1 protein-coding gene and 1 pseudogene are annotated in these 5,953 nt (G+C 24.9%); both read left to right on the forward strand.

Annotated elements, in window-relative coordinates; translation table 11 throughout:
• Positions 1 to 129: 129 nt before the first annotated feature.
• A pseudogene (locus BUB01_RS23770) lies at positions 130 to 4,448 on the forward strand (amino acid adenylation domain-containing protein); the annotation flags it as partial.
• A gap of 147 nt (positions 4,449 to 4,595) precedes the next feature.
• Positions 4,596 to 5,953, forward strand: a 1,358-nt coding sequence (locus BUB01_RS23775; protein ID WP_242958468.1) for a condensation domain-containing protein, incomplete at its 3' end; no start/stop codon positions are given.

The following is a 5,953-nucleotide window of genomic DNA, read 5'->3' on the forward strand; positions in this document are numbered from 1 at the left end:
AAAGAAGAAAGTGAAAAAACAGCATCGGATATAACAAAAGAAAATATAAGTTTATATGAATTAAATCCATATTTAAAAGATATAAACAATATAAAAAATATCTATCAATTATCACCAATGCAGGAAGGTATGTTATATCATACATTAGCTGATGGTGAGTCGGAAGCATATCATAATGCACTAACATTGAAAATAAAAGGTAATTTAGATATTTCTATATTAGAAGAAAGCTTTAATAAATTAATAGCAAGACATGATATCTTAAGAACTGTTTTTGATAGTAAAAATTTTAATAAGAATATGCAAATTGTATTTAATGATAGGAAAACTAATGTAATCTATCAAGATATTAGTGAAGAAAATATTGATAAAGAATCTTATGTTAATAATATAATTAGCAAAGATAAGAAAAATAAATTTAAACTAGATAAAGATATTCTTATAAGATTAACAGTAATTAAGGTAGATAAAAATATCTATAGCTTGGTATTAAGTAACCATCATATTATATTAGATGGCTGGGGGTTAAGTATTTTAATATTTGAATTATTTAAAGTATACAATGAATTAAAATACGGATATGACTCTAATCTTCCCGAAGATATACCATATTCAAACTATATAGACTGGCTTAACAATAAAGATCATGACTCTGCTAAAGAATACTGGAAAGATTATCTTTTAGATTATAATGAAGTAACAGAAATACCATTTAAAAATAATCTAGAAAAAGAAGATTTCAAAAATAGTGAGCTTGATTTTATTCTAGAGAAGAATATGGTTGAAAAATTGGAAAAAATACGACGAGAGCTTTAATTAATTTAGAATCCCATGGAAGAGAAGAAATAATAAAGGATGTAGATATAACAAGAACAATAGGTTGGTTTACATCTCAATATCCAGTAATTCTGAAAAATAGTGATAATGATTTAAGTATGTTAATAAAAAATACAAAAGATTCATTAAGAAGAATACCTAACAAAGGAATTTCTTATGGAATAATAAAATACTGTTCTAATTCTGAAATTAAAGATAAGATTAAGTTTAATTTAAATCCAGAAATATGTTTTAATTATTTAGGACAATTTGATGAAGATATGAACAATGATATTTTTAATTCTTCATATTTAAATTCAGGAATGTCTGTTTCTTTAAATAATAAAAATTTATATTTATTAGATTTCTTAGGAGTACTTATAGATAAGAAATTAACATTAAATATAAGATATAGTAATAATCGATATAATGAACAAACTATAAACTTATTAGCAGATAATTACAAAACAAATCTTATCAATATTATTAATCATTGCTTAAGCAAGGAAGAGAGTGAAAAAACAGCAGCGGATATAACAAAAGAAAATATAAGTTTGTATGAATTAGAATCATATTTAAAAGATATAAACAATATAAAAAATATTTATTCATTAACCCCAATGCAGGAAGGTATGTTATATCATACATTAGTTGATGATGAATCGGAAGCATACCACAATGTATCTACCTTAAAAATACAAGGTGATTTAGATATTGCTATATTGGAAGAAAGCTTTAATAAATTAATAGCAAGACATGATATCTTAAGAACTATTTTTGATAGCAAGAATTTTAATAAGAATATGCAGATTGTATTTAATGAAAGAAAAGCTAATGTATTGTATAAAGATATAAGTGAAGAAAATATCAATAAAGAAGAGTATATTAATAATATACTTAATGAAGATAAGAAAAATAGATTTAAACTAGATACAGATATGCTTATAAGACTAGCAGTAATTAAAGTAGAGAAAGATATCTATAGCTTTATATTAAGTAACCATCATATTATATTAGATGGTTGGGGGTTAAATATCTTAATATTTGAACTATTTAAGATATATAATGAATTAAAATACGGATATGATTCTAAACTTAAAGAAGCAGTACCATATTCAAATTATATAGAATGGCTTAATTCTAAAGATGCTGATGCGGCTGAACAATATTGGAAGGATTATTTGCTAGATTATAGTGAAGTAACAGAAATTCCATTTAAAAATAATCTTGAAAAAGAAAGTTTCAAAAATAGTGAGCTTAGTTTTATATTAGATAAAAATATAACTAAAACTTTAGAGAAAATAGCTCAAAACAATAAGATTACAGTAAATACAATAGTTCAAAGTATTTGGTCAATACTTCTTCAAAAATATAACAATACTGATGATGTTGTATTTGGATATGTTGTATCTGGAAGAACTCCAGAAGTTAAGGGTATAGAAAATATGCTAGGATTGTTTATAAACACTATACCATTAAGAGTAAAGTTAGAGGATGATATGAACTTTAAAGATTTATTAATAAGTATAAATAAGTCTTTCCTAGAAAGTAATGAATATGATTTTTATCCTTTAGCAAAAATACAATCTTTTAGTGAAGTTAAAGACAAACTAATAAATAATATAATGGTATTTGAAAACTATCCTGTTGATGATGAAGGTTTAAATACTGAACTCTTAGTTAAAAATGATTTAAAAATAATTGATTTTGGTGGAAGAGAACAAACTAACTATAATTTTAATGTAGCAGTTGGTTATACAGATGTTATTTCAATAAAATTTAAATTTAATGAATTATTATACTCTAAGGATAGTGTAGAAAAAATAAAAAATCATTTTATTAAATTAATAAATGAAGTTATGACTAATGAAAATATATTAGTTAAAAATATAGATATCTTAGAGAATGATGAAAAAAAGAAATTATTAGCAGAATTTAATGAAACAAAAACTTCGTATTTAAACAATACAACTATTCAAGAGTTATTTGAAGAACAAGTTGAAAAAGTACCAAATAATATTGCTGTAACATTTGGAAATAAAAATATAACTTATAAAGAACTTAATGAAAAATCTAACTCATTAGCATGGGTTTTAAGAGGTAAACAAGTACTGCCAAATCACATTGTAGGTGTATTAACAGAACGTTCAATAGATATGATAGTAGCTATCATGGCCATATTAAAAGCTGGGGCAGCATATTTGCCAATAGATCCAACTTGGCCAAAAGAAAGAATAGAATATATTTTAAATGATAGTAAAAGTAATGTTTTATTGAGTACAGAAAACTTAATTAATAATATCGAATTTAAAGGTGAAGTGCTAAATTTAGCTAACAAAAATTTATTTAATGGCAATATACAAAATATTAAAAAAGTAAATGTTTCAAATAATTTAGCTTATGTTATTTATACTTCTGGTACAACAGGAAATCCTAAAGGAGTAATGATTAAGCATTTAAATCTTACCAATTTTATATATTCATTAAATAGACAATTTAATAGTGGTTTTGATGAAAATGATAAAGTTCTATCTTTAACTAATTATGTGTTCGATGTAAGTGTATGTGAATTCTTTATGACATTAACTAGTGGAGCAACACTAATAATTAATAATACTCATAAAACATTTGATGTTAGTAAAATAGTGAAATTGATAGTAGATAATGACGTAACCTTTACGTATATTCCGCCATCTTTATTACAATATGTTTATGAAGAATTAAAAGAATATAAGTCTAAAATTAAACTAAATAAGTTACTTGTAGGAGTTGAATCAATAAGAGGGGAAACATTGAATAATTTCTATAATTTAAACAAAGATATAGAAATAGTTAATGGATATGGTCCTACTGAAGCTACTATATGTTCAACATTTTATAAAGTATCTGGAACCGAAAAACCTGATAAGCCAGTACCTATAGGAAAACCTTTGGATAATTTTAGAGTTTATATCTTGGACAAGCACTTAAATATAGCACCTATTGGTGTAGAAGGCGAATTGTGTATAAGCGGATCTGGTGTTTCTAGTGGATATTTAAATAATGATAAGTTAACAGAAGAAAAGTTTGTATATAATCCTTACGAGCCTGGCCAAAAAATGTATAAAACAGGAGATTTAGCAAGATGGTTACCTAATGGAAATATAGAATTCTTAGGTAGAATAGATCATCAAGTTAAAATACGCGGTTTCAGAATAGAACTTGGAGAAATAGAAACCCAATTATTAAAAATAGATGGAATAACTCAAGCAATTGCATTAGATAAGAATAACGGTGATAATAAATATTTATGTAGTTATTATGTATCAGAAAAAGAATATGGTATTGAAGAACTAAGAGAAGAATTAAAGAAATCATTACCAGATTACATGATACCATCCTATTTTATAAAGCTAAATAAAATACCATTAACACCAAATGGAAAAGTAGACAAAAAATCTTTACCAGAACCTAATTTGAATGCTATAAGTCAAATAAAATATGAAGCACCAAGAAACGATGTCGAAAATATTTTGGTAGGAATATGGAAAAGCGTATTAGGATTAACTAATATCGGTATAAATGACGATTTCTTTAGCTTAGGCGGTGACTCTATAAAATCAATACAAGTAATATCAAGAGCTAAAGCAAAAGGATACTATTTCGAAGTTAAAGACTTATTTACAAACTCAACTATAAAAGAGTTAAGTAAAAATATAAAGCATAAAGTTCTTGAAATTAGTCAAGATGAAGTAGTCGGAGAAGTCGAACTAACTCCTATACAAAAATGGTTCTTTGAAATGAATTTTGAAGAAAATCATCATTGGAATCAATCAATGATGTTGTTTAGTAAAGATGGCTTTGATAAAGAACTTATAGAAAAAGCATTTGAAGCTATAGTTATTCATCATGATGCCTTAAGAATGATATATAAAAACGAAAATGGTGAAATAAAACAAATAAATAGAGGAATAGACGAATCTCTTTACGACCTAAACATTTATGATTATAGAACTAGTAAATGTATTGATATAAACAAAATTGAAATGATATGTACTAAAATACAAAGTAGTATAAATCTAGAGAAAGGACCGCTTGTTAAATTAGGTTTATTTAAGACTAATGAAGGAGATCATTTAGTAATAGTAATACATCATTTAGCTATAGATGGAATTTCATGGAGAATATTATTTGAAGATTTACAAAAAGCATATATGATGGCTAAAAATGGTCAAGAAATACTACTTCAAGAAAAAACTACTTCCTTTAAAGAATGGTCAGCTAAGCAAAATGAATATGCGAACACTTATGATGTAAAGAAACAATTAGAATATTGGAATAGTATAGAAAGTCAATCTATACGCGCTCTTCCTAAAGATAAAAATGAAGAAAAATCAAATATCAGCAGCTTAAGAAGTATCGGAACAGAATTATCAAAGGAAGAAACAGAAAATTTATTAAAGTATTCAAATAAAGCTTATAATACGGAAATTAATGACTTATTATTAGCGGCTTTATCTCTAACAATAAGTCAATGGACCGGAGAAGAAAATACTTTAATTAACTTGGAATCTCATGGAAGAGAGGAAATAATAAAGGATGTAGATATAACAAGAACAATAGGTTGGTTTACATCCCAATATCCAGTAATTTTGAAAAACAGTGATAACAATCTTGGTACTTTGATAAAAAATACAAAGGATTTATTAAGAAGAATACCTAATAAAGGAATTTCTTATGGAATAATAAAATACTGTTCTAATTCTGAAATTAAGGATAAGATTAAGTTTAATTTAAATCCAGAAATATCATTTAATTATTTGGGGCAATTTGATGAAGATATGAACAATGATATTTTTACTTCTTCACCTTTAAGCTCAGGCATAGCTGTTTCTTTAAATAGTAAAAATTTATATCTATTAGATTTCTTAGGAATACTTAAAGATAAGAAATTAATATTAAATATAAGGTACAGTGATAATCAATATAATGAACAAACTATAACTTTACTAGCAAATAATTATAAAACAAATCTTATTAATCTTATTAATTATTGCTTAAGTAAAGAAGAAAGTGAAAAAACAGCATCGGATATAACAAAAGAAAATATAAGTTTATATGAATTAAATCCATATTTAAAAGATATAAACAATATAAA

It is taken from the genome of Clostridium cavendishii DSM 21758 (assembly GCF_900141845.1).
GTDB lineage: Bacteria > Bacillota > Clostridia > Clostridiales > Clostridiaceae > Clostridium_AG > Clostridium_AG cavendishii.